Origin of the sequence: Pseudokineococcus marinus, from assembly GCF_013004605.1 — a bacterium.
In the GTDB taxonomy this organism is placed as follows: domain Bacteria; phylum Actinomycetota; class Actinomycetes; order Actinomycetales; family Quadrisphaeraceae; genus Pseudokineococcus; species Pseudokineococcus marinus.
Map to the genome: position 1 here is coordinate 1 of NZ_JABEMA010000465.1, position 1,654 is coordinate 1,654.

The 1,654-nt window shown below is 81.1% G+C and carries 1 protein-coding gene; it reads right to left on the reverse strand.

The features are described 5' to 3' along the window. Positions 1-1,654 (reverse strand): dTMP kinase (gene tmk, locus HLB09_RS16625; protein ID WP_171204409.1); only part of this gene is annotated, 1,654 nt, incomplete at both ends.

Below are 1,654 nucleotides of genomic sequence, written 5' to 3' on the forward strand. Positions count from 1 at the left end.
CCGCCTCACGCTCCCGCGCCTCGGCCGCCTCACGCTCCCGCGCCTCGGCCGCCTCACGCTCGCGCTCCTGGGCCTCCGCCACCTCGCGCTCCCGCTCCTCGGCCGCTTCACGTCCCTCGGCCGCCTCACGCTCCTGCGCCTCACGCCGGCGGGCCTGCGCCGCCTCGATCTCCCGGACCTCGGTCGCCTCACGCTCGCGGGCCGTCGCGCCTCCCCGGGGGGCGCCGTCACCGTCGGGCTGCGGCTCAGCGACGACCCGGAGCGGCGCCGTGACCGGACCACCCGCCGGCTCCGGGTCCTGGGCGACGACGGCCGGCTGCGGTCGCGCCGGGGTCGTCGAACCCGGGACGGCGGGCGAGGGGACGTCGTCCCCGCGGCGGTCGTCAGGGGCGTCGTCGTCACGGGGGTCGTCGTCGACGGGCTGGTCGTCGAGGGGGTGGCCGTCGGCGTCGTCGCGCGCGGGGTCCTCGTCGGGGCGCCCCGGCAGGAGAGGCTCGAGGCGCGCCAGCACCCGCGCGGCCACGTCCTCGGGCGCCGCGCCGGCGTCGAGCACCAGGTAGCGGTCGCCGCCGCGGCGCGCCAGGTCGAGGAAGACCTGGCGGACGCGCTCGTGGAAGGGCGCCGGCTCCGCGTCGAGGCGGTCGTCGGCCCCCCGCGCCCCGCGCCGCGACGCCGCGGTGGCGGCGTCCGCGTCCAGCACGACGACGAGGTCTGGCAGGAGCCCCTCGGTGGCCCAGCTAGACAGCCAGGCGACCTCGTCGGCGGGCAGCGCGCGCCCCGCCCCCTGGTAGGCGAGCGAGGAGTCGACGTAGCGGTCGGTGACGACGACCGCGCCGCGCGCGAGCGCCGGGCGCAGCACCTCGTGGACGTGGGCGGCGCGGTCGGCCGCGTACAGGAGGGCCTCGGCCCGCGGCGGCACGGCCGGCTGGTCGGCGCCGCGGTCGAGCAGCAGGCCGCGGACCCGCGCCCCGAGGGGCGTGGCGCCCGGCTCCCGGGTGACGACGACGTCGTGCCCCCGGCGCTCGAGCTCGCGCCCCAGGAGCACGGCCTGCGTCGTCTTGCCCGCCCCGTCCCCGCCCTCGAGGGCGACGAGGACGCCGGGGAGCCCGTGCCCGCCCGCGTCCCCCTCGTGCGCCCGCGGGGCGCCTGCCGCTCCCCTCGACGGGGCCGCGGCACCGGAGGTGGCCCGCGCCAGGAGGACGGGCAGGAGCGGCCCCGCGGCGCGGTCGGCGAGGGGCCGGACGACCACGAGCGAGGCGACGAGGCCCACGAGGCCGACGAGCAGCAGCACCACCCCGGCCCCGCCGACGTCCAGGCGCCCCGCCGAGCCCAGGGGGAAGGTCGTGCCGCCGACCAGGCCGGCGGACAGCGCGCCGAGCACCACGACGACGCCGAGCACCAGGGGCTCGGCGCCCCGCGCGGCGACGGCCCGTCCGCCGTCCTCGAGGTGCCCCGAGGCCACGAGCGCCACCCCGGCCGCCGCGCCCGCGAGCGCGAGGAGCACGGCCGTCAGCACGAGGTCGGTGAGGGGGCCCGCGACGAGGACGAGGACCGACGCGGCGCCGGCCGCGAGCGTCAGCACCGAGCCCGGCGCGTCGCCGGCGGTCGCCCAGCGCGCCGCCAGGGCGGAACCGGCGAGGAGACCCGCGCCGAG